General features: G+C 67.4%; 18 protein-coding genes and 1 other RNA gene. 9 read left to right on the forward strand and 10 right to left on the reverse strand.

What is annotated here, in order from left to right; all coding sequences use genetic code 11:
• Positions 1 to 60 precede the first annotated feature (60 nt).
• From dksA to dapF, 7 genes are all read right to left on the reverse strand, one after another.
• Positions 61 to 885, reverse strand: a complete 825-nt coding sequence (gene dksA / locus ACSQ3D_RS04000) for an RNA polymerase-binding protein DksA (RefSeq protein ID WP_082485889.1) — start codon at positions 883 to 885, stop codon at positions 61 to 63.
• Positions 886 to 1,063: 178 nt separating this feature from the next.
• The gene (locus ACSQ3D_RS04005; RefSeq protein WP_436125987.1) at positions 1,064 to 2,140 is read right to left on the reverse strand and encodes a CobW family GTP-binding protein; all 1,077 of its coding nucleotides are present in this window, start codon (positions 2,138 to 2,140) and stop codon (positions 1,064 to 1,066) included.
• A gap of 114 nt (positions 2,141 to 2,254) precedes the next feature.
• Positions 2,255 to 3,490 carry a class I SAM-dependent rRNA methyltransferase gene (locus ACSQ3D_RS04010; protein ID WP_436125988.1) on the reverse strand — a complete coding sequence of 412 codons (1,236 nt, stop codon included), beginning with the start codon at positions 3,488 to 3,490 and terminating at the stop codon, positions 2,255 to 2,257.
• 94 nt (positions 3,491 to 3,584) lie between these two features.
• Complete coding sequence (gene lepB / locus ACSQ3D_RS04015) at positions 3,585 to 4,256, reverse strand: signal peptidase I (protein ID WP_396503416.1); 672 nt, start codon at positions 4,254 to 4,256, stop codon at positions 3,585 to 3,587.
• A gap of 336 nt (positions 4,257 to 4,592) precedes the next feature.
• Positions 4,593 to 5,567 (reverse strand): tyrosine recombinase XerC, encoded by a 975-nt coding sequence (locus tag ACSQ3D_RS04020; RefSeq protein WP_436125989.1) that lies wholly within the window; start codon positions 5,565 to 5,567, stop codon positions 4,593 to 4,595.
• Positions 5,568 to 5,734: 167 nt separating this feature from the next.
• On the reverse strand, positions 5,735 to 6,427 hold the full coding sequence (locus ACSQ3D_RS04025) for a DUF484 family protein (protein ID WP_056173087.1): 693 nt from the start codon (positions 6,425 to 6,427) through the stop codon (positions 5,735 to 5,737).
• Positions 6,424 to 7,305: a diaminopimelate epimerase gene (dapF, locus tag ACSQ3D_RS04030; protein WP_436125990.1), complete on the reverse strand. Its 882-nt coding sequence runs from the start codon at positions 7,303 to 7,305 to the stop codon at positions 6,424 to 6,426. Before dapF ends, ACSQ3D_RS04025 begins: the two co-directional genes overlap by 4 nt.
• A gap of 193 nt (positions 7,306 to 7,498) precedes the next feature.
• On the opposite strand from dapF, the gene ACSQ3D_RS04035 reads away from it, so the two are divergent.
• Entirely contained in the window at positions 7,499 to 8,209 is a 711-nt protein-coding gene (locus ACSQ3D_RS04035) for a glutathione S-transferase N-terminal domain-containing protein (protein WP_436125991.1), read from the forward strand.
• Between the two features lie 31 nt (positions 8,210 to 8,240).
• Here the strand turns inward: ACSQ3D_RS04035 and ACSQ3D_RS04040 are convergent, their stop codons facing one another.
• Positions 8,241 to 9,125: a LysR substrate-binding domain-containing protein gene (locus ACSQ3D_RS04040; protein ID WP_436125992.1), complete on the reverse strand. Its 885-nt coding sequence runs from the start codon at positions 9,123 to 9,125 to the stop codon at positions 8,241 to 8,243.
• Between the two features lie 137 nt (positions 9,126 to 9,262).
• Here ACSQ3D_RS04040 and ACSQ3D_RS04045 point away from each other — a divergent pair, with 137 nt between their 5' ends.
• The 7 genes from ACSQ3D_RS04045 (at position 9,263) to ACSQ3D_RS04075 (ending at position 18,566) form a co-directional block, all read left to right on the forward strand.
• Positions 9,263 to 10,465: an MFS transporter gene (locus tag ACSQ3D_RS04045; protein WP_436125993.1), complete on the forward strand. Its 1,203-nt coding sequence runs from the start codon at positions 9,263 to 9,265 to the stop codon at positions 10,463 to 10,465.
• Between the two features lie 1,317 nt (positions 10,466 to 11,782).
• On the forward strand, positions 11,783 to 13,462 hold the full coding sequence (locus tag ACSQ3D_RS04050) for an MBL fold metallo-hydrolase (protein WP_436125994.1): 1,680 nt from the start codon (positions 11,783 to 11,785) through the stop codon (positions 13,460 to 13,462).
• Positions 13,463 to 13,633: 171 nt separating this feature from the next.
• Positions 13,634 to 14,455 carry an rRNA pseudouridine synthase gene (locus tag ACSQ3D_RS04055; protein WP_436125995.1) on the forward strand — a complete coding sequence of 274 codons (822 nt, stop codon included), beginning with the start codon at positions 13,634 to 13,636 and terminating at the stop codon, positions 14,453 to 14,455.
• Between the two features lie 411 nt (positions 14,456 to 14,866).
• Complete coding sequence (locus ACSQ3D_RS04060; protein ID WP_436125996.1) at positions 14,867 to 16,135, forward strand: YjgN family protein; 1,269 nt, start codon at positions 14,867 to 14,869, stop codon at positions 16,133 to 16,135.
• The gene (locus ACSQ3D_RS04065) at positions 16,132 to 17,400 is read left to right on the forward strand and encodes a M48 family metallopeptidase (RefSeq protein WP_436125997.1); all 1,269 of its coding nucleotides are present in this window, start codon (positions 16,132 to 16,134) and stop codon (positions 17,398 to 17,400) included. The genes ACSQ3D_RS04060 and ACSQ3D_RS04065 overlap by 4 nt, the downstream gene beginning before the upstream one ends.
• A gap of 279 nt (positions 17,401 to 17,679) precedes the next feature.
• Positions 17,680 to 18,156: a hypothetical protein gene (locus ACSQ3D_RS04070; protein WP_396503407.1), complete on the forward strand. Its 477-nt coding sequence runs from the start codon at positions 17,680 to 17,682 to the stop codon at positions 18,154 to 18,156.
• Entirely contained in the window at positions 18,153 to 18,566 is a 414-nt protein-coding gene (locus ACSQ3D_RS04075) for a hypothetical protein (protein WP_396503406.1), read from the forward strand. Before ACSQ3D_RS04070 ends, ACSQ3D_RS04075 begins: the two co-directional genes overlap by 4 nt.
• A 49-nt stretch (positions 18,567 to 18,615) precedes the next feature.
• Here ACSQ3D_RS04075 and rnpB read toward each other — a convergent pair.
• Together rnpB and rtcR are read right to left on the reverse strand one after the other, a co-directional pair.
• An RNA gene (gene rnpB, locus ACSQ3D_RS04080) (RNase P RNA component class A) lies at positions 18,616 to 19,050 on the reverse strand.
• Between the two features lie 45 nt (positions 19,051 to 19,095).
• On the reverse strand, positions 19,096 to 20,730 hold the full coding sequence (rtcR, locus tag ACSQ3D_RS04085) for an RNA repair transcriptional activator RtcR (RefSeq protein WP_436125998.1): 1,635 nt from the start codon (positions 20,728 to 20,730) through the stop codon (positions 19,096 to 19,098).
• Between the two features lie 781 nt (positions 20,731 to 21,511).
• Here rtcR and ACSQ3D_RS04090 point away from each other — a divergent pair.
• Complete coding sequence (locus ACSQ3D_RS04090; RefSeq protein WP_436125999.1) at positions 21,512 to 22,657, forward strand: slipin family protein; 1,146 nt, start codon at positions 21,512 to 21,514, stop codon at positions 22,655 to 22,657.
• Positions 22,658 to 22,665: the final 8 nt, after the last annotated feature.

The raw sequence follows: 22,665 nt of genomic DNA on the forward strand, positions 1-22,665 counted from the left end.
GACTCAGGGGTACCGGTACAGAGATTGCGCAGCGATGATCAGCGTCAGGCCAGCGCCCGATCAGTCCCCGAACATCTTCTGCTTGAGTTCGCGGCGCTGCTGCGCCTCCAGCGACAGCGTGGCGGTGGGGCGTGCGATCAGGCGGCCGACGCCGATGGGCTCGCCGGTTTCGTCGCAATAGCCGTAGTCGCCCGCGTCGATGCGGGCGATGGATTGCTCGATCTTCTTGAGCAGCTTGCGCTCGCGGTCGCGGGTGCGCAGCTCGAGGGCGTGCTCTTCTTCGATGGTCGCGCGGTCGGCCGGGTCGGGCACCACCACGGTGTCTTCACGCAGGTGCTCGGTGGTCTCGCCAGCGCTGTTGTGGATGTCCTGCTTGAGCTGAACGAGCTTCAGGCGGAAGAACGCCATCTGCTTGTCGTTCATGTACTCGCTGTCCGGCATCGCCATGACTTCGGCATCCGTCAGCTCGGCGGCGGACTTGGTCTTCCAGTTGTTCGCCAGCTTGGGGTCTTTTTTGGCAGCCGTGAAAGTGGGGTGCGCTTGCGCAGTCGTGGGCATGGTATGTAGATAACTGGCTTTGGCAGCGGTGGAAGCCACTGTCTGTGCCATGGATGGTACGGTCAATTGGGCCAATCGGGAAGAAGGCCGGGTCGTGCGCGCGGGTACCCCCCCCGGCTGTGCGGGTGCGGCGGCAACGGGCGCCGGTGCTGCCACTGCGGGACTGGCTACCTTGGCCGCGGCCGCCTTGGGGACGGCAGCGGCGGTCTTGGCCGGAGCGGCTTTGGCAGCAGCCTTGGTCGCAGCAGGGGCTGCAGGGCGCTGGGCCGCGGCGGCGGGCTTCGCTGCCTTGGTGGCGGCCTTGGGTTTGCTGGTATCGGCTTTCACTTCCTGGTCTCCTCGCTGTACGGGCGGGCCCTTGCACCGCTAACGCGGCTTGGGGCGGGTGGCAAGCCTTCCGGGGTTTTACCGGGGCGCGATTGTATCGACCTGGGCTGACGCAAACGGAAACGTTGCGGATACAACACAAATCGGGCCGGGATCGGCGCCCCGTCCTACGAATGGATCAAACGAGGCTTTGCTCCAGCCCTTGCAGAAAGATGTCCTTGGGCAGGTCGATGCCGATGAAGACCATCTTGCTCAAACGCTGCTCGCCCTCGGCCCACTGGGGGCCCAGGTCGCTGCCCATGAGCTGGTGCACACCCTGGAAGATCACCTTGCGCTCGGTGCCCTTCATATTAAGCACCCCTTTGTAGCGCAGCATGCGCGGGCCGTAAATATTGACGATGGCGCCCAGGAAATCCTCGAGCTTGGCCGGATCGAACGGCCGCTCGGAGCGAAAGACGAAACTCTTCACGTCGTCGTCATGGTGATGGTGGTGGCCGTGCCCATGGTCGTGCTGGTGCGAGGGGTGGCTGCAGTGCTCGCCGTGCTCGTGGTCATGATCGTGGTGGTCATGGTCGTGGTGGTCATGGCCATCGCCCTCTTCCTTGAGGAACTCGGGGTCGATATCGAGCTTGGCATTGAGGTTGAAGCCCCGCAGGTCCAGCACTTCCTTCAAGGGCACCTCGCCGAAATGCACGGCCTTGATGGGTGCGCGGGGGTTCATGTGCTTCAAGCGATGGATCAGCGCGTCGGTCTCCTCCTGGGAGACCAGATCGGTCTTGGACAAGAAGATCTGGTCGGCAAAGCCCACCTGGCGGCGCGCTTCCTGGCGGTCGTTGAGCTGCTGGGGCGCGTGCTTGGCGTCCACCAGCGTGATGATGGAGTCGATGAGGTATGTCTCGGCGATCTCCTCGTCCATGAAGAAGGTCTGCGCCACGGGGCCGGGGTCGGCCACGCCGGTGGTCTCGATGACGATGCGGTCGAACTCCAGCAGGTTCTTGCGCTTCTTGGCGGCCAGCAGCTGCAGCGTCTCGCGCAGGTCTTCGCGGATGGTGCAGCAGATGCAGCCGTTGCTCATCTGAACGATCTGCTCCTTGGACTCGGTCACGAGGATGTCGTTGTCGATGTTCTCTTCGCCGAATTCGTTCTCGATCACGGCGATCTTCTGGCCGTGGGCTTCGGAGAGCAGGCGCTTGAGCAAGGTGGTCTTGCCCGAGCCCAGGAAGCCGGTGAGGATGGTGACGGGGATCAATGCCATGTTGTGTGTCCTTCAAGGGATGAACCCATGCGCTGCACCCGGCACTGCGGGCCGGGTGTGCGTGGCGCAAGGGGTTGTTTTCAGTGTACCGACGCTGTCAAGCCCTTGCCGCGCTCAGCCCTTGCGCATCACCACCAGGCCCTTGAGGTACTCGCCTTCGGGGAATTCGAGGGTCATCGGGTGGTCGGGCGCGCCGCCCAGACGCTCCAGGATGAAGCCGTCCACGCCCGCATCGGCGCCCGCTGATGCGACGATCTTGTGGAACAGGTCGGCGCTGATGCCGCCCGAGCACGAGAAGGTGAACAGCACGCCGCCGGGCGAAAGCAACTGCAGCGCCAGGCGGTTGATGTCCTTGTACGCGCGTGCCGCGCGGTCGGCGTGGGCCGCAGTGGGCGCAAACTTCGGCGGGTCGAGCACGATGGCATCGAAGCGCCGGCCTTCCTTGAGAAACTGGCGCAGCGAGGCGTTCACGTCCGCATCCATGAAGCTGGCGTGGTTCAGGTCGAACCCGTTGAGCGCCACATGGGCGCGCGCGCGCTCCAGGGCCGGGCCCGACGAGTCGATGGACGTCACATGCCCGTCCGCCGATGCGCCGCCGGCGCGCATGCCCGCGAGCGCGGCCACGCTGAAGCCGCCGGTGTAGCAAAAGCAGTTGAGCACGTCCTTGAAGCCCAGGCGCTGCGCGTAGTCGGCAAAGCGCTTGCGGCTGTCGCGCTGGTCCAGGTAGAAGCCGGTCTTGTGGCCTTCGGCGATGTTCAGCGTCAAATTCCACTGGTGTTCCTGGATGGTGAGCTCGAGCGGGGGGCCTTCGCCGTCGCCCGGCGTACCCGTGGGGCCGCCGCGCAACCAGCCGGCGGCGGGCTCGAGGCCTTCGAGCGCGCGCACGCTGGCGTCCGAGCGTTCATACAGCTTGGCCAGGCCCGTCTCGCGCAGCAGGGCATCGGCGATCACGGCTTTCCAGCGCTCGGTCCCGGCGCTGGTGAACTGCGCGACCAGGGTGTCGCCATAGCGGTCCACGATGAGGCCCGGCAGGCCGTCGGACTCGCCGTGCACCAGGCGCACACCGTCGCTTTGCACATCAAAACGGGCTCTGGCAATGATGGAGCGCGCGCAAGCAGCTATGAAAAAAGGAGCATCGATGCGCTGCGCCTCGTCGAAGCTCCACACCCGTGCGCGGATGCGCGAGCTGGGGCTGAACGCGGCCCAGGCCAGGAACTGGCCCTCGTGCGACTCCACGCGCACGGTCTCGCCGCTGTCGGCGCCGCCTTTGGCGATGGCCGATTCAAAAATCCAGGGGTGGCGGCGCAAGAGCGAGCGCTCTTTGCCAGGGCGAAGGCGAAGGGTTTTCATGATGGGGCGATTGTCGCGTGAATGCGCCCCGCCGCCGGCCAGTGCTGCAGGGCGCTGACCGTGCCGCCCTGCACTTGCTGACGGCCCGCCCGGGTCAGAGCGGGTGGCCGATGCGCCCGATGCGGGGCGCCCAATTCTCCAGGATGTCGGCCGACACCAGCACCCGCCGCGCCTGGCCGATGAGCAGGTGCCGCGGCACAAAGCCGATGTAGCGGGAGTCCGCGCTGTTGTCCCGGTTGTCGCCCAGCACCAGGTACTGGCCCTCGGGCACCGTCACCGGCCCGAAGCTGCTGTGGGCCGTCACGCCCTGCAGCCACTGCACGCGCCGCTCGTGGCCGTCCAGGTGCTCCGTCCAGCGCGTGGCGGGCACTTCGGCGCCCAACTCGGCCAGGTGCTCCGTCACCGCCTCGGGCGCGTCGTAGCGCGCCGCCTGGCCGTTGAGGTACAGCACCTCGTCGCGCATCTCCACCGTGTCGCCCGGCAGCGCCGCAATGCGCTTGATGAGCCGCGTGCCGTCCAGCGGCGAGGAGAACGTGACCACATCCCCCCGCGCCGGATCCCCCAGCCGCGCCACCACCACATCGGTCAGCGGCACCTTCAGGTCATAGGCCAGCCGGTTGACGAACACCACATCCCCCTCCAGCAGCGTAGGCCGCATGGACCCCGAAGGAATCGGATTCCAGTCCGCCACCGCCGTGCGAAAGATGCCGAAGCACAGCAGCAACACGATGAACCCACGGTTCGATTTGACCCATTTCAGCAACATGGCACAACACTCCAAGGCGCCCTACAGCAAGCACCCCCTGCTCGGATGCACGGCCTCACATCTTGGTTCCATGACCCCAGACAGCGAGAACCACCCCGACCCACCGGCATGCCCGATCAGCGCCAGACACCGGCCCCGCAACCACCAACGCCCGCAGCGCGCGTCGCCCCCACCAGTGCACCCGTGGAGCTGGCTTTGCCAGGCCAGGGGGTGCGTCCCCCTCGGGGGAAGCGGCAACGCCGCTCAGGGGGCGACCCATCCTTCCCGTGGAACCGGCTTTGCCGGGCCAGGGGGTGCGTCCCCCCTCGGGCGAAGGCGCGCAGCGCCTCAGGGGGGCTACTTTTTTCTAGCGCGAGGATGCGCCGCGTCATACACCTTGGCCAGGTGCTGAAAATCCAGCCGCGTGTACACCTGCGTGGTGGTGATGTTGGCGTGCCCCAGCAGCTCCTGCACCGCGCGCAGGTCGCCGCTGCTTTGCAGCAAATGGCTGGCGAACGAGTGGCGCAGCATGTGCGGGTGCACCGGCGTGGTCAGCCCCGCCTGCTGGCTGCGCTGGCGCAGGCGCAGCCAGATCGACTGCGCCGTGAGCCGGGCGCCACGCTGGCCGACGAACAGCGCAGCGTCGAGCCGCGCGGCACCCTCGCCGCCAAACGGCGTGGCCCGCAGCTGCAGCCAGGCCTGCAACGCCTGGGTGGCGGCGCGGCCCACGGGCACGCTGCGGCGCTTGCTGCCCTTGCCGAACACATGGGCTTCGCCCGCCTGCAGGTCCACCCAGCCGCGGCCCAGGCGCTGGGTGTCGGGGCCGGGCACCGCGTCCAGCCCCGCCAGCTCGCCCACGCGCAGGCCGCAGCCGTACAGCAGCTCGACCATGGCCGCGTCACGCGCCTCCAGCCACGGGTGGGCGCCAGTGTTGTCGAACTCGGCCAGGCGCACCGCGTCGTCCACGCCCAGCGCCTTGGGCAGGGGCTTTGGCGCCTTGGGCGCACGCACGTCCTGCACCGGGTTGTGATCGATCAGGCCCTGGCGCCCGGCCCAGGTGAAGAACCCGCGCCAGCCCGACAAAATGAGCGCAATCCCCCGCCCGCTGCGCCCCGCGCTGTGCATCTGCGCCACGAAGCGGCGGATGTGCGCACTCGTCAGCTGCAGCAGCGGCAGATTCACCCCGTGCGCGAACTGCGCCAGCCGTGCAAGGTCCAGCGTGTACAGCGTGAGCGTGCGGTCCGCCAGCCGCTTCTCCACCCGCACATGCTCCAGATAGCGCAGCACCTGCGGGTCGGTGGGCAATGGCAAGGCAGCCGGAGCGTCGGACATGGTGGTAACGCCAAACAGAACGGCAGCAGCCTTGAAGCTCTAAACCACCCGCGCGAAGGCCGCAACCGGCGCGCCCCCACGCCAGCGCCACCGTGGAACCGGCTTCGCCGGGCCACGGGTGGCGTCCCCCCTTTGGGGGGAAGACGCGGAGCGGCTCAGGGGGGAGCTCATTTCAGGCGGATCAGCGCCGCGCTGGCCAGCTCGGCCATGCGCGCCAGGAAGTCCGTGCCCATGGTCGCGTCAAAGCGGTGCGCATCGGGCGAGCCCAGCACCAGCAGGCCGAACGCCGGCGTGGCGCTGTCGATGGCCCCCGCGCGCAGCGGCAGCAGCGCGAGCGACTGGGCGGGTTCGCCCGGCTCCTGCGCCAGCCAGCCGGCCGGCTCGAAGCCCAGGTTGGGGCCGCAGAACGGCATGGTCAGCGACGAGGCGAACGCGCGCGCGTCCTCGCTCGCGCCCTGGGTGAAGTCGGCATCGATGTACGGGCCGGCCACGTCCCACACGCGCACCGCCGCCTGGGGCACGTCGAACAGCGTGCGCAAGCCGTCCACCACGGCCTGGGGCAGGTCGAACGGGTCCTTGACCTCCAGCAGCGCGCTGGTCCACTGGTGCACCTTGTGCGCGATGGTGGCGTTTTCGGTGCTGTTGCGCACCATCTCCATGATGCGCTGCTCCAGGCCCTTGATCTTCTCGCGCAGCATCTCGGCCTGGCGCTCCTGCAGGCTCACGGCGCGGGCACCGTGGGGGCTGGTGATCTGCACGCTGGCCAGTACCTCCGCGTGGCGCTCGAAGAAGCCCGGCGTGTTGGTGAGGAACTGGGCGATGTCGTCTTCGGTGATCGGTGGGATGTGGGACGTCGTCATAGGAGGGTGTCGGGAATGTCGATCTGGCCTTCGAACACCGTGGTGGCCGGGCCGGTCATGAAAACGGAATCGGCCGCCTGGCCGCTCCAGGCGATGGTGAGCACTCCGCCGCGGGTCTCGACCTGCACTTCGGCGTCCAGCAGGCCCAGGCGGATGCCCGAGGCCACGGCCGCGCAGGCGCCGGTGCCGCAGGCCAGGGTCTCGCCCACGCCGCGCTCGAACACGCGCAGCCGCACATGGCTGCGGTCCACCACCTGCAGGTAGCCGGCGTTCACGCGCTGCGGAAAGCGCACATGGTGTTCGATGAGCGGGCCGGTCTGCGCGACGGGGGCCGTGTCCACGTTGTCCACCAGCTGCACGGCGTGCGGGTTGCCCATGGAGGCCACTGCTACAAAAATAGGAGCTGCTTGTGCTTGCCCATCGAGCGACAGCGGCCATTTTCGCCCCGAACCCTGGTCCACGGGCGTGAGGCCGGCGGGGTCGAACGGCACCTTGGCCGGGTCGAACTCGGGGCGGCCCATGTCCACCGTCACGCGGCCGTCGGCCGTGAGGCGGGGGGCGATCACGCCGCTTTTGGTTTGCACGCGGATCGTGTCGCGGCCCGTCAGGCCCTTGTCGTGCACAAAGCGCGCAAAGCACCGGGCGCCGTTGCCGCACTGCTCCACCTCGCCGCCGTCGGCGTTGTGGATCACGTATTCGAAGTCGATGCCGTCGCCGGGCGATGGCCGCACGGTCAGGATCTGGTCGGCGCCCACGCCGAAGTGGCGGTCCGCCAGAAAGCGGTACTGGGCGGTGGACAGGCCCAGGCGGCCCTGGGTCTCGTCGAGCACGACGAAATCGTTGCCCGCGCCCTGCATCTTGGTGAAGCGAATCTGCATCCCCGGGATTATCGTCGCAGGACCGGGTTGGCCGCCATGGCACACCCCACCGCACGCACCACAACGCCGGGCTGCCGTGCAGCGCACCCACGGCGCAAGCCCCTGGCGTGCACCGATTCGTACTCCGGTTTAGGCTTGCGCTTTTTCCGGCCCGCACGGCCGCTACCACCACCACTTCGAAGGATCTTTCAGCATGGCCCAGCCCGATCTCTCCGCCTTCACCATCACCCGCAAATGGCCCGCGCAGCACCCGGAGCGCATTCAGCTGTACTCGCTGCCCACGCCCAACGGCGTGAAGGTGTCGATCGCACTCGAAGAGCTGGGCCTGCCCTACGAGCCGCACCTGGTGAGCTTCGAGACCAACGACCAGACCTCGCCCGAATTCCTGTCGCTCAACCCCAACAACAAGATCCCGGCCATCCTGGACCCGAACGGGCCGGACGGCCAGCCCCTGGCGCTGTTCGAGTCCGGCGCCATCCTGGTGTACCTGGCCAGCAAGACCGGCCAGTTGATGCCAGAGGACACCGCGGGCCGCTACGAGACCCTGCAGTGGGTGATGTGGCAGATGGGCGGCCTCGGCCCCATGTTCGGCCAGCTCGGCTTCTTCCACAAATTCGCCGGCAAGGACTATGAAGACAAGCGCCCGCGCGACCGCTACGTGGCGGAATCGAAGCGCCTCTTGAAGGTGCTGGACGAGCGCCTGAAGGGCCGCCAGTGGGTGATGGGCGACACCTACACCATCGCCGACATCGCCATCCTGCCGTGGGTGCGCAACCTGGTGGGCTTCTACGGCGCGGGCGACCTGGTGGAGTTCGGCCAGTTCAAGGAGATCGAGCGCGTGCTGGCAGCGTTCGTGAAGCGCCCGGCCGTGGCCAAGGGCCTGAACATTCCGGCGCGCGGCTGAGCCCGGCCGGCGCAGTGCATGGGCTGCCGCGTCAGCCCATGCGCTCTTGCAGAAAGTCCAGAAAACACGCGATGCGCGCGGCCAGTTGCGTGTTGCGGTAGTACACCGCGTTGATGGGCTGGCGCACCTCCACCGTGTCGCGCGCCAGCACCTGCACCAGGCGGCCGCCGTCGCGGTCGCCTGCGGTCATGAAGTCCGACAGGCACACCAGCCCCTCATGCGCGAGCGCCAGCTGGCGCAGCGTTTCGCCGCTCGACGCGGTGAGGCGGGGCACGATGGGCCACTGGTCCCCGTGCGCGCCCCGCAGCGGCCAGCGGTTGAGCGACTCGGGCTGGTTGAAGCCCAGCAGCGTGTGCCCCGCCAGGTCCCCCACGCTCTTGGGCCTGCCCGCGCGCGCCAGGTACTCGGGGCTGGCCAGCACCCGCAGGCGGGTGGTGCACAGGGGGCGCGCGTGCAGGGTCGAGTCCTGCAGCTGGCCGATGCGGATCGCCACGTCGGTGCGCCGCTCCAGCAGGTCGATATAACCCTCGTCCGTGTCGAGCTCCAGCGTGATCTGCGGGTAGGCGCTGCGAAACGCCGGCACCAGCGGCACGACGGCGTGCAGCATGAACGGCGTGGCCGCATTCACGCGCAGCCGCCCCGCAGGCTGCTGGCGGCGCGCGGCCATGTGCTCTTCGGCGTCTTCGATGGACGCGAGGATGGCGCGCGTGCGCTGCAGGAAGGCCTGGCCCTCCTCCGTGAGTTCGGTGCGGCGGGTGGTGCGGCGCAGCAGCGTGGTGTCGAGCTTTTTCTCCAGCCGTGCCAGTGCCCGGCTGATGCCGGAGACCGTCTGGTCCAGGCGGTCGGCGGCCGCGGTGATGGAGCCGCCGTCCACGACGGCGACAAAGGCCTGCAGCTCTTCGAGCGTGGTTTTCATGGAGTGCACCTCGGTTCAGACAAGCCGCCATTATTGATTTGACAGCAAGTATCTTCTGCTGATCACCGTCTTTTTCTGCAAAGGACAAGCACCCACACTCCAGGCATTCACCCATTGCCTACCAGGAGTGTTCTTTCATGCCCATTGCCTTGCTCGCGCTGACGCTCAGCGCATTCGCCATCGGCACGACCGAGTTCGTGATCGTCGGCCTGCTGCCCACCGTGGCGGCCGACCTGGCCATCAGCATCCCTTCGGCGGGCCTGCTGGTCAGCCTGTACGCCCTGGGCGTGGCGGTCGGCGCGCCCGTGCTCACCGCCCTCACCGGCCGCGTGCCGCGCAAGGCACTGCTGCTGTCGCTGATGGCGCTGTTCACCGCCGGCAACCTGCTGGCCTGGCAGGCCCCGAGCTATGAGACGCTGGTGGCCGCGCGCATCCTCACCGGCCTGGCGCACGGCGTGTTCTTCTCGATCGGCTCGACCATCGCCACCGGCCTCGTGCCGCGCGAGAAGGCCGCGAGCGCCATCGCCATCATGTTCACCGGCCTCACCGTGGCGCTGGTCACCGGCGTGCCGCTGGGCACCTTCATCGGCCAGCATTTTGGTTGGCGCGAAACCTTCCTGGCGGTGGCGGCGCTGGGCGTGGTGGCCTTCATCGGCAGCGCCTGGTTCGTGCCGCGCGGCATTGCGCACACACCGCCTGCGTCACTGCTGCAACAGGCCCGCGTGCTGGCCGAGCCGCGCCTGCTGCTGGTGTACGCCAAGACGGCCGTCGGCTATGGCGGCACCTTCATCCCCTTCACTTTTCTCGCGCCCATCCTCACGGACATCTCGGGCTTCAGCGCGGGCGTCGTGGGCTGGGTGATGCTGGTGTACGGCGTGTCGGTGGCGGTTGGCAACATCTGGGGCGGCCGCTTGGCCGACCGGCTGGGGCCCATCCCCGCGCTGCGCATCATCTTTGCGCTGCTGGCTGCGGTGTTGTTGTTGCTGCAGTTCACCGCGCCCTACCCCTGGCTGGCTTTGGTCACTGTGCTGTTGTGGGGTGCTGTGGCATTCGGCAATGTGCCGGGGTTGCAGGTCTATGTGGTCAAGCAGGCCGAGCGGTTCACACCCCAGGCGGTGGATGTGGCGTCGGGGCTGAACATCGCGGCGTTCAATCTGGGGATTGCGGGGGCGGCGTGGGGCGGGGGGTTGATCGTGACGCATCTGGGGTTGATGCATACGCCGTGGATTGGGGCGGTGGTGGTGTTGGTGTCGCTGGGGTTGACGCATTACAGCGGGGTGCTGGACAGGCGCAGTGGGATACCGGTGCGGGGTGGTGGGGCGGTGGCTGTGGGGCATTGAGTGAGGCTGGCTTCGAGTGCTTCCATCACTTTTTTTCTGGACGGAGGCACTTCACTCACAGCCGTTCGGGTTGAGCCTGTCGAAACCGGGGTGCTCGACCCACGCCCGTTCGGGTTGAGCCTGTCGAAACCTGGGCGCAGCGACCCACGTCCGTTCGGGTTGAGCTTGTCGAAACCTGGGCGCAGCGACCCACGTCCGTTCGGGTTGAGCTTGTCGAAACCGGGGTGCAGCGACCCACGTCCGTTCGGGTTGAGCTTGTCGAAACCGGGGTGCAGCGACCCACGTCCGTTCGGGTTGAGCTTGTCGAAACCGGGGTGCGCTCGCAGGCTCGCTGGTTTGTACCGCGTGCCTGGTTCAAGGGCGGAGGCCGGGAGTCGCCCGGCGTGCGAGTAACTTTCTTTCGCGTCGCCGAAAGAAAGTCACCAAAGAAAGGGCGACCCTACAGCCTGCGTCCCCACTCGCCCTGCGGGCGAGTGGGGCAACCTGCGGTGCTCGGTCGTGGGGTGCGCTGCGGAACTCGCTGCGCGCTGCCGCGCTACGCTCAGACATCCGCAGCGAGTCAGTTCACGATGCGTGTGTCCTTCGGCACACGCTCACCCCACGCCCTGCGCTCCTCGGCGCATCCTGAAGGGATGGGGGAGAGGACATCCACACGGGCCATCGCTGCGCTCGGCCTGGCGGTCGCGGCGCGAAGCGCCTGCGCGTTCGGGGCCGAGCAACGCGATGGCCCGTGTGGCTGTTCGGCTGTCCACCCCCTGTGGCTGCGCCTGCGGCGGGGCGGTTGCGGGGTGAGCATGCGCGTCGGAGCGCGCATGCCTCGTCATCTAGCTCGCCGTGGCTGTCTGAACGGAGCGCCAACGGCGCGCAGTGAGTTCCACGGCGCACCCCGCAACCGCCCCGACGCAGGTTTGCCCCGTAGCGCAGCGAAGGGGTCGCAGACTTGGGGTCGCCTTCTCTTTGGTGACTTTCTCTTGGCGAACCAAGAGAAAGTTACCGCGCCGCCGGGCGCGCACCCCGGCTCCCGCCCTCAACACAGGCACACCTCTCAAACCAGCGCGCCCGCGAGCAGCGCCCAGGTTTCGACACGCTCAAACCGAACGGATGGGGTTACGGAAGGGCAAGGTTTCGACAAGCTCAACCCCAAGGGACAGCGATGACGGACAAACGCTTCGACAACCTCAGCCCGAACGGGCGAGGGTGCAACACCTTAGGTTTCAACAGGCCCGACCCTAACGCCAAGGGAACAAGAACCCCCCCCACAACCCAGGCCCCAAACAGACACGAACACCCAACCCACTCCCCCTCGATAATCCCCCGATGCCCCGCACCACCCAACAACTGCACCCCCACCGCGAGCCCGTAGCCACCCGCCCCGCCGCCACCGTGCTGCTGCTGCGTGATGCGACAGGCGATGCAGGCGGACTCGAAGTCCTCATGACCCGCCGATCCGCCACCGCCAGCTTCGCCCCTGGCGCATACGTCTTCCCCGGCGGCGGCATCGACGCGCTGGACGCCGCCCCCACCACCCACGCCGCCGCAGACCGCCGCCCCACACAAAGCGACCTGCACCTCACCCAGGCCATCGCCGCCATCCGCGAGAGCTTCGAAGAACTGGGCATCCTGCTGGCGCGCCACGCCGCCGACGGCCGCTGGGCCGATGCCGCCGACATCGCTGCCATCGACCGCCACCAGCCCTTCGCCCAGCAATGCAGCGCGCGCGGCCTGCGGCTCGCGGCCGACAGCGTGTTCGTGCTGGCGCACTGGACGACCGACCGCGACCTGCCGCGCCGCTTCGACGTGCCGTTTCTCGTGGCACGCATGCCTGAAGAAGGCCAGGAGCCGGTGGCCGACGAGGCCGAGCAGTTCGAGCCCGTGTGGGTGCGCCCGGCCGATGCGCTCGCGCGGCACGAGGCGGGGCAGTTCTTCATGATCTTTCCGACCGTGCGCACGCTGCAGCGGCTGGCGCAGTTCGGCACCACGCAGGCCGTGTTCGACGCGCTAGCCGACGAGCAGCCGCTGTGGACCAGTTGCCCGCGCGCCGGCACCCTGGCCGGCAAGGAAGCGCGCTACATGGAAAGCGACACGCCCTACGGCGAGCTGGCGCTGGTGTGCCCCGACGGGCAGATCGTCCACGCGCTCGACTGGCAGACCGCGCAGCCCGTGCCGCTGCTGCGCAACGTGCAACGCCTGACCGCGCCCAACCCCGGCGTGATGACCGGGCCCGGCACCAACAGCTACCTGGTGGGCGACCCGGCCACCGGGTTCATCGCCATCGACCCCGGCCCGGCAGACCCGGAGCACCTGGACACGCTCTGGCGCGCAGCGGGTGGCGACATCCGCATGATCGTGTGCACGCATTCGCACGCGGACCACTCGCCGGGCGCCGCGCCGCTGCAGGCACTGTGTGTGCAGGCGGGCAAGGCGCCGCCGCCCATCCTGGGCCTGCCGTCCGCGCCCACGGCGCGCGCAGCCAGCGCCTTCACGCCCGACCGGGTGCTACAAAACAATGAGCTGCTGACGCTTGCAGGACAAGCGGCAGAGTGCCCTGTCACCCACACCCTGCAGGTGATCCACACGCCCGGCCATGCCGCCAACCACCTGTGCCTGCTGCTGGTGGAAGACGCCTTGCTGTTCAGCGGCGACCACATCCTGAACGGCAGCACCACGGTGGTGGACCCGCCGGACGGCAACATGGCCGACTACCTCGACTCGCTCGACCGGCTGGATGCGGTCTGCGCGCAGCACGGCGTGGAGTTCATCCTGCCCGCGCACGGCTATGTGCTGGGCCAGGCCCGCAGCGCCATCGCCAAGCTCAAGGCCCACCGCCTCGCACGCGAAGCCAAGGTGATGGCGGCCATGCAGGCGCTGCCAGAGGGCACCATGGAGGACTGGGTGCGCCACGCCTACGATGACGTGCCGCCGCGCATGTGGCCGGTGGCGCAGCGGTCGTTGCTGGCGCATGTGGAACGCATCCGGTCCCTGCAGCCTGGAGGTTAAGAAGCCCCCTGAGCGGCTGCGCCGCTTCCCCCCAGGGGGACGCTACCCGTGGCCTGGCAGAGCCAGTTCCACGGTGGCACTGGCGACAGGCCGCGCTCGTGGGGAGTGCCCCGCCGACAATCACCCACCTACACCCTCGACCCGCGCACGGCGAATGTTCACCTTTGATGTATGACCGACAAGAACCCTGACCCCTCCCACATCCGCCTGGCCAAGCGCGTGGCGGACCAACTCAACTGCTCGCGCAGCACGGCGGAGCAGTTCATCGAGGGCGGCTTCGTGAGCGTGGACGGCCAGGTGGTGGAAGCGCCCGGCACCCGCGTGCGGCCCGACCAGGCCGTGGCAGTGGATCCCGATGCCAGCCTGCTGGAACTCACGCCCGTCACGCTGCTGCTGCACAAGCCCGCCGGATTTGAAGCGGGCCTTGGCCAGAGCGCGCCCGGCGGAGCCTCCGCCCACAACACCCCATCAGGCAGTCATGGCAGCCACGGCAGCCGCAGCCAGGGCGCCACGCCCGCCACCACGCTGCTGGGCGCCGCGTCGCACCTGGCGGAAGACGCCTCGGGCATTCGCGTGCTGCAGCGGCACTTCCGGCAGCTCGAGTGCTTCACGCCTTTGCCGACCGAAGCCAGCGGGCTCGTGGTCTACACGCAGGACAAGCGCATCGGGCGCAAGCTGGCCGAAGACATCGAGTCGCTGGAGCAGGAGTGCATCGTCGAGGTGAAAGGCGAGATCGCCCCGAACGGCCTGCAGCGCCTGTGCCACGGCCTCACCTTCAATGGCCGCCCGCTGCCGCCCATCAAGGTGAGCTGGCAGAACGAGACGAAGCTGCGGTTTGCGCTCAAGGGCATCCGGCCCGGGCAGATTCCGGCGATGTGCGAGGCCGTGGGGCTGTCGGTGGTGGCGATCAAGCGCATCCGCATCGGCCGCGTGCCGCTGGCCAAGGTGCCCGAAGGGCAGTGGCGGTACCTGCAACCCTGGGAGAAGTTCTAGCCCCCCTGAGCCGCTGCGCGGCTTCCCCCCCGGAGGGGGGACGCACCCTGTGGCCTGGCGGAGCCAGATCCACGGGAAGGACTGATGCCCCCTGAGCGGCTGCGCCGCTTCCCCCAAGGGGGGCGCACCCCGTGGCCTGGCGGAGCCAGTTCCACGGGAAGGACTGATGCCCCCCTGAGCGACTGCGCCGCTTCCCCCCAAAGGGGGACGCACCCCGTGGCCTGGCGAAGCCAGATCCACGGGTGCGCTGGCGGAGGCGTGCCTTTTGCGAACGGCGTGTGGCGGGCGAACAACGCTATTAAAAATATAGCTACTGGCGCTTGACTATCAAGCGGCAGGGGCTGTTTTTGCTTGAATTTCGCACCCATGCCTCGCTGCTACACTGCCTGCCACTCGGGAGGGAGTGAGTTCATGAACGAAAACAATACCGGCGGCTCGGCAGGACCGATGTCGACTTTCATGCCGCAGAACATCGACGCGCACCCGCTCGAATTCACCGGCAGTGGTGGCGAGTATTTCAGGGTGTGGATCGTCAACGTGCTGCTGTCCATCGTCACGCTGGGCATCTACACGCCCTGGGCGCGGCGGCGCACTGCGCAGTACTTCTACAGCCACACACTGGTGGCGGGCAGCCCGCTCGAATTCACCGCGCAGCAGCGCAAGATGGTGATGGGCTTTGTGCTGCTGACGCTGATCACCATCGCCTACAACATCGCCGCCAACACCGGCCAGGATGCCGCCGTGGGCGTGTTCTTGCTGACGGGTGCACTGCTCTCGCCGCTGATCTGGGGCAGCGCGATGCGCTTTCGCCTGGGTGCCACGCGCTGGCGCGGTCTGCGCCTGCAGTTCACTGCGAGCTGGAAAGAGGTCTACATCGCCAGCTGGCCGATGTTTGCGCTGGCCCTGGTGTGGTTCGCCGTGTTCTTCGGCATGCAGATGCTGTCGCCCGAACTGGCCCAGGCCATGGAAGCGATGGAAGAAGCCGAAGAAGGCGCCAAGCGCGCCCTGCCCAGCTTCACGCCCGCCATGGGCGGCCTGCTGGCGCTCGGCCTGGTGCTGACGGTGCTGTGTTTCATCCGGCTGGAATACAACTACAAGAGCCTGCTGGTACTGCGCGCCCAGGTGGGCGCCGAACGCGGCCGCTGGAAGCCGGTGTACATGGACTTCGTGAAGGTGTGGCTGGCCACGGTGGCCGTGTTCATCCTGTGCGTAGTGGTCATCGCCACGCTGATCGCGGTGCTGGCGGGCAGCTCCATCGCGCTGCTGGTGGCCACCTCGGACAAGCTGGGCTTCTGGCTGTTCGTGATCATCTTCGCGGCCATCATCGGCGGCATGCTGCTGCTGTTCCTCGCGTCGGCCCCAGCCCGCGCGTACCGCGAGGCCCGCATGTTCCAGCTGCTGTGGAACAACACGGGCGTGAGCCATGTGGCCCGCTTCAAGTGCCACCTCAAGAGCGGCGGCTACGTGGGCCTGCGCATCAAGAACATGTTCCTGACATTGTTCACGCTGGGCCTGTACCGCCCGTTTGCCCGCGTGAGCGAATACCGCATGAAGCTCGAATCGGTGACCCTGCACGTCAAGGGCGGCGTGGAGCAGGTGGCCGGCACCATGGTGCGCCAGCAGCAGGGCGGCCTGGGCGATGCGCTGGCCGACGCGGCCGGCCTGGACCTCATCGGATGAGTGACCCCACCACGCCCCCGGCCCGCCTGCTGCAGGGACGCTGGTTCGACGGGCTGAGCAGCAAGGCCCGGCCCGTGATGGTGAGCCTGCAGCCCACGCCCCGCGGGCCGTCGCTGGTGCTGCACCCGCTTTCGCAGCCCGGTGCCGAGCCCGTGGTCTTTGCCTGGAAGGACGTGGGCTGGCCCGAGGCCTGGAACGAGCACAAGCCCCAGCCCCGCGTGGTGGTGGACCTGCGCGACCAGGGCAGCCTCGAGATCGACGCCGTGGCCGACTGGCGCGCCGCGCTGGCCGCCGCGGGCGAGCGCCCCGGCATCGCCCAGCGCATGCAGACGCGCTGGCCCGTGCTGCTGGGCGTGACGGTGGCGGCGGCCATCGGCCTCACGCTGTTCTACCGCTACGGCACGCCCTGGGCCGCCACGCAGCTCACCCGCTTCGTGCCGGTGGGCTGGGAAACAAGCGTGGCCGAGAACGTGCTCAGGCAGATGGACGACGGCACCCTCAAGCCCAGCAAACTGCCCCGCGAGCGGCAAGACCAGCTCAAGGCGCGCTTCGACGCGCTGGTGCAGCAGACTCCGAAGACGTTGCACCGGTACCCCGACTACCGCCCGCCCCTGTCGCTGGAGTTCCGCGCGGGCATGGGCGCCAATGCGTTCGCGCTGCCCGGCGGCAAGATCGTGATGACCGACGGCATCGTCAAGGCCGCCGCCGAGAAGGGCCTGCCCGACGACGCCCTGGTGGGCGTGCTGGCGCACGAGATCGGCCACGTCGTGCACCGCCACACCACCCGCATGGTGGTCGAGCAAGGCGTGCTCAACATGGGCCTGGGCCTGGCGCTGGGCGACGTGTCGGGCATCGTGTCCACCGGCGCATCGGTGCTCACCGGACTGGCCTACAGCCGCAGCCACGAGCGCGAAGCCGACTGCTACGCCATTGCCCTCATGCGCCACACTGCCCTGCCCACCGCGCCCATGGGCAAGCTGCTGCTGGCCATTGCGCGAGACGAAGAGGAAGAAGAAGAAAAAAAGAGCAAGAAGCCAAAAGCCCAGGAAAAAGGCAGCGCCGCGACCACCCCAGGCCAGGGTGCAGATACCGCGGCATCGGCTCCTGCACCATCGGGCAGCGCCCCCGCACCCAGCTCCAAGGGCCAGGCCCGCGCAGAGCTGGAGGCCCACCCCGTGTGGTCGCTGCTCAGCAGCCACCCGGACACCGTGCGCCGGGCCACCGAGCTGGAACAAGGCCACGCACCGCACTGCGACAAGGACTGACACGGCGTTGCTGGACGCAACAGCTGGATGAACTGACGATGCGGTTTGGATGGCATTCCGATGCCGCAACCCGCCATGTAGGCAGCACAAACCACTGAATTTGTTACCCAAACAAACACAAGGTAACAGCCATTGGCGTCTGCATACAGAGAATGGCCGGGTTCGCAGCCGCCTGCCTTGCATAGACGAGGTAGATTCCTCGCAGACGCAGGGATTGGAACCCAGGCGGTGTATTGCCCTGCTGACCGGCAGGGCTCACCCATCCCCTCTCCACCACCCATGAGCACGACACTCACCGCACTCAATGCCTTCGTCGGCAAGCCGATCTCCGACATCTGCTCCAACAAATTCGACGCCTCCACGCAAAATCATTGCGCACATTTTGTAAGCCACGCACTGGGCATCAAACTGGGCATGCTGTGCGGCGACATGAAGTTCGCCACCAAAAAGACCGGTGGGTCCATCCGCTGCGACGAGCTCTACAACCGGCTGGCCCTCAAGGGCAAATGGGAAGACAAGCCCGCGATCACCGACGGGCTCTTGATCTTTGTCCTGTCCGCATCCAACGTGGTGAACAACGTGATGGGGCCCGTGCCGCAAAAGCACGTCGGCATCCACTACGGCGGCAAGGTGTTCAACTTCTCCAACAGCCAGCACAAGGTCGTGGTCGACAACTCTGTGGAGGCGTTCCACAGCAAGTTCAAGAACAGCTACGCCGGCGCCGATATTTCCCTGTACTACGGGGTGGCACCGTGAAACGCGGTGTGCGCCTGCTGTGCGCAGCAGCCATCGGGCTCGGCTGCACCTTGGCAGCGCCCGCGTTCGCGGCCGGTGCATCAGCCGCTGCCGCCGCGGACCCGGTCGCCACGCAAAAGGCCTTGAGCGCCTTGCTTGCCGCTGCCAACGACACCATTCCCAAAGCGTCCTCGTGCCACGGCGATTTTGGCCAGGCTGGAAAAGCCAAGGTCAAGGATCTGCTGGCCATGCGCATGGCGTACCTGTATGCAGGCACGAATGTGATCGAGGGGAGTTGCAGCAAGGCGGCGCAATGTACGGTGACCATTCGCCACGCGGCGGGTGAGGATGTGGCCTCTGCGGCCATCTCGTTCGCCGTCGGTGCAGGCAAGGCCCGGGCGTCGTCGCTGCAGTGCGTGATCACCCCGTGATGATGCTGCGGCTGTCGCTGCTGCCGGTGTGCCGGGTCGTCGGAATAAAGTGTGAAGCACGCCGATAAGCCGGATTCTGTGCACCACGGTTGCCCGCAGTGTGACCGCCATTAATCTGGGCCGGGTGTCGCCACCACGGCTCGGTGCTACCTACCCGCCAGCTCTGCGGAACCACATCAACGCTGGCCTACTTGGTATTGCTGCGCGTAGAGATTGCCCGTTTCACCCAAGTCGCGTCCCGCGCCTTGGGCGGCTATGGGGCTTCAGGCTTGCGCCTGAGCGTCTGGCTTGCGCCAGCCGGTACCAGCTTGCGCTGGCCCCCATAGAACACCCTTGGTGGCTGAAAACGACCTGACTCGTCTCTGTTGCTCTGATCCTCACCTCACGGTGGGCAGCCGTTAGCTGCTACGCTGTCCTGTGCAGTCCGGACGTTCCTCCAGTGCCTGGTTTCCCAGATTGCACCAGCGGCGGTCTGGCGTGCTTCACGGGCTGGATTATCCCACCTCCCGTATGGCGCAACGCGCAGCCTTTACCCAATGCGGCTGACACGCTCCCAATCCAGCCCGAACCGCGCCAGAAACTTGCGCAGCCGGTCCGCATCGTTGACCACGGTGCGCTGCGTGCGCGACGCGTTGAAGAGTTGCCGGCCCGCGTCCGACAGGGTGCGCGACTGCCGGCACACCTGCAGCACCGCGGCCAGTTGCAACTGGTCGAACAGGTCCAGCGCAGCCACCGCCTCCTCGCCCAGCAGTTCCACCAGGTGGTCGCGGCCGACGGTGCCAGCGCCTGCCTGGGCCATGCCGTCGCGCGCATCCCGGGCGGCCTGCCACAGCCAGCGCAGGCGGGCGATCTCGGCCTCGACCAGGGGCAGGCCGATGCGGCCGCTGTCGGCCAGCGTGGCCAGGCGCGTGGCGCTGGCCGACAGGTCGCGGAAGTTGCCGCTCCACAGCGCGTCGGGTGACTGGGCGTAGCGCAGGTAGGCCGCGCGCGCCTCGGCCGACAGGCGCACCATGCGGCCCAGCTCGGCCCCGGTGCGCGCGAGCAGGTGGTCCAGGTTGGGCTCGATGTCCTCGGGCCGCTGGGCCAGGCCGGGCAGCTGGTAGCTCCAGAGGTTGATGCGTGCGTACAGGTCTTCGCGAAAGCGCCCGGCCGCCACTTCGGTGCGCAGGTCGCGGTTGGTGCCCGCGATCAGCTCGAAGTCGCTGCTCACCTCGCGGTCGCTGCCCATGGGGTAGAAGCGCTTTTCCTCCACGGCCTTGAGCAGCATGGCCTGCTCGTCCAGCCCCAGCTCGCCGATCTCGTCGAGGAACAGCACGCCCTTGTGCGCAGTGCGCAGCAGGCCCGCGCGGTCGGCCGCGGCGCCGGTGAAGGCGCCCTTCTTGTGGCCGAACAGCGTGGAGGCAGCGCCGTCGCCGTGCAGCGTGGCGCAGTTGACCTCGACGAAGTCGCCCTCGACCTGGTGGCGCGCCTTCTTGAGCTCGAACATGCGCCGCGCCAGGTGCGACTTGCCCGCGCCCGTGGGGCCAGTGAACAGGATGGGCGCACGCGACCGCACCGCCACGCGCTCGACCTCTTCGATCAATGCGTTGAAGCGCGCATTGCGCGTGGCGATGCCGCTCTTGAGGAAGTCGAGCGCATCGCGCTGCTCGGCGCCGAAGCGCTGCGCGATCACGTCGTAGCGCGACAGGTCCAGGTCGATCAGCGCGTAGCTGCCCGGGTCGCCCATCTGCTGGCGCTTTGGCGGTGATGTCTGCGCCAGCACACCGGGGATGCGGCGCGACTCCACCAGCAGGAACAGGCAGATCTGCGCCACGTGCGTGCCGGTGGTGATGTGCGTCCAGTACTCCTCGCGCTCGGTGTCGAAGCGGTAGCCCTGCGTCCAGTCGAACAGCGTGGCGTAGACCTCGCCGAAGTCCCACGGGTCGGCGATGTCCAGCTTGACGAGGTGGACGGTGGTCTCAGGCGACGCAGTGTGGATGTCCGTGCGCACCTGGTGGGCCAGTTCGTGGTGAGGAGGGGTGTAGAGCAGCTCCATCCGCTTGACCACCACATCCTCGTGCTGGGCCAGCGACACCGTGGGGCGCCATTTCTCCCAACGGCCTGCTCCCTTGCCCGCGTCCAGCTGGGTGCCCAGGAACCCGATGACCACTTTTTCTTTGCGCATCATGTTTAGCTAATTGACTAGCTTTAATTCTATCTTTTGACCGAATCGATGGCGACAAAGAATTTTCTTCATGTCAGAAAGTTCATATGAATCAATGACTTGCGATTTTTCACCCGTAATTTCACAAGCTGGCACACATCTGGCAATAGATAAGTACCAGACGCCAGCGTCGACCGCTCACAGGCCAGGGTTAGGACACAAGTTCGCCCTGCCGGTGCCGAGGTTCCAGGGGCCCTCAAGGCTCTTGTCGAACCCCTGCATGCCGCACGTCGCCATCGTCTGGTCACGGCACGGTCGTGGAGACCACTCCGAAAGGACGTGTCTGGTTCGACTCCAGGCGTGCCACCACTGGTAGCTCAGAGGAAGAGCAACCCGCAAGGGTCTGTCACAGGTTCGACTCCTGTCCATTCTTCCGGCCGCAAGGCCGGAGCTTTGAAGAAACGGTCGAAAGACCACCCGCCGGACGCGGGGCGCAGGCAAAGGCTGCTGCACGGCAGCCCCCGCAGGCACTCCGTCAGCCGGCGGCGGTTTGCACCAGACCCCGGTGCAGCCCGCGCCCGCAGCCAGCCACGCTGCCGCCCTGCTTGCAGGGCAGCAACCACGGCGCACTGCAAGGCCCGCGGCTGCACTGCCTGGAGCCCCGCCGCCGCTGTAACGGCGCCCTATCGGGATTGGGGTCGTGTTGCCAGCGCTGTGCGCCAACCGACATGACAACGACGAAGAAGAAGAGAAGACGAACGACGAGGTATCCGCGACGCGGACCGCCACAAGGAGAAAAAAAATGCTGAACAACAAGATCCAACGCATCACCGTCAAGAAGAACGAACGCGCCCTGCTGCTGCGCAACGGCGATTTCGATCGCGTGCTGCAGAGCGGTACGCACTGGCTGTTTGCCGGCCTGGACACGCTGCGCGTGGAAACCTTCGCCCTGGAGCAACCCGCGTTCACGCACGGCCTGGCCGACTACCTGATGGCCCAGGAGCCCGCCGTGGTCGCCGCCCACTTCGTGCAGGTGAACCTGTCGGAGCGCGAAGTGGGCCTGCGCAGCGAGAACGGCGTGCTGGTCGAAATCCTGCCGCCCGGCACGCGCCGCCTGTACTGGAAGGGCCTGGTGGACGTGGCCGTGCAGGTGGTGAACCTGCACAACGGTGCCGAGCTGCCCGCCGACCTGGTCGCCCGCCTGACGCAGACCCCACTGCGCCAGCGCGCAGTGACCGGACTGAACGGCGTGCTGCAGGTGCAGGTGCCCGAGGGCCAGTGCGCGCTGCTGACGCTGGACGGCAAGGTCGAGCGCCTGCTGACCGCCGGTGCCTACGCGTTCTGGAAGTATGGCCGCACCATCGCCGTGGAACTGGTGGATTTGCGCCTGCAGGCCGTGGAGGTCTCGGGCCAGGACATCATGACCCGCGACAAGGTGAGCCTGCGCCTGAACCTGTCGGCCACCTACCGCATCACGGATGTGCTGCAAGCCTTTGCCCAGCTGCAAAAGCCTGCCGACTACCTGTACCGCGAGCTGCAGTTTGCGCTGCGCGCCGCCGTGGGCACCCGCACGCTCGACGAGCTGCTGGAGAACAAGACGGTGATCGACGAGGTGGTGACCGCGCACCTGGCCACCAAGCTGCAGCCCTACGGCATGCAACTGGAGAGCGTGGGCGTGAAGGACATCGTGCTGCCCGGCGAGATGAAAGCCATCCTGACCCAGGTGGTGCAGGCGGAAAAGCAGGCCCAGGCCAACGTGATCCGCCGCCGCGAGGAAACCGCCGCCACGCGGTCGCTGCTCAACACCGCCAAGGTGATGGAGGACAACCCCGTCGCACTGCGCATGAAGGAGCTGGAGACGCTGGAGCGGGTGGCTGAGCGGATCGACAAGATCTCGGTGTTTGGCGGCCTGGACCAGGTGCTGAATGGCCTCGTGAAGATGCGTTGATTCTCATG

Source organism: Acidovorax sp. LjRoot117 (assembly GCF_964252695.1).
Lineage (GTDB): Bacteria > Pseudomonadota > Gammaproteobacteria > Burkholderiales > Burkholderiaceae_C > Acidovorax.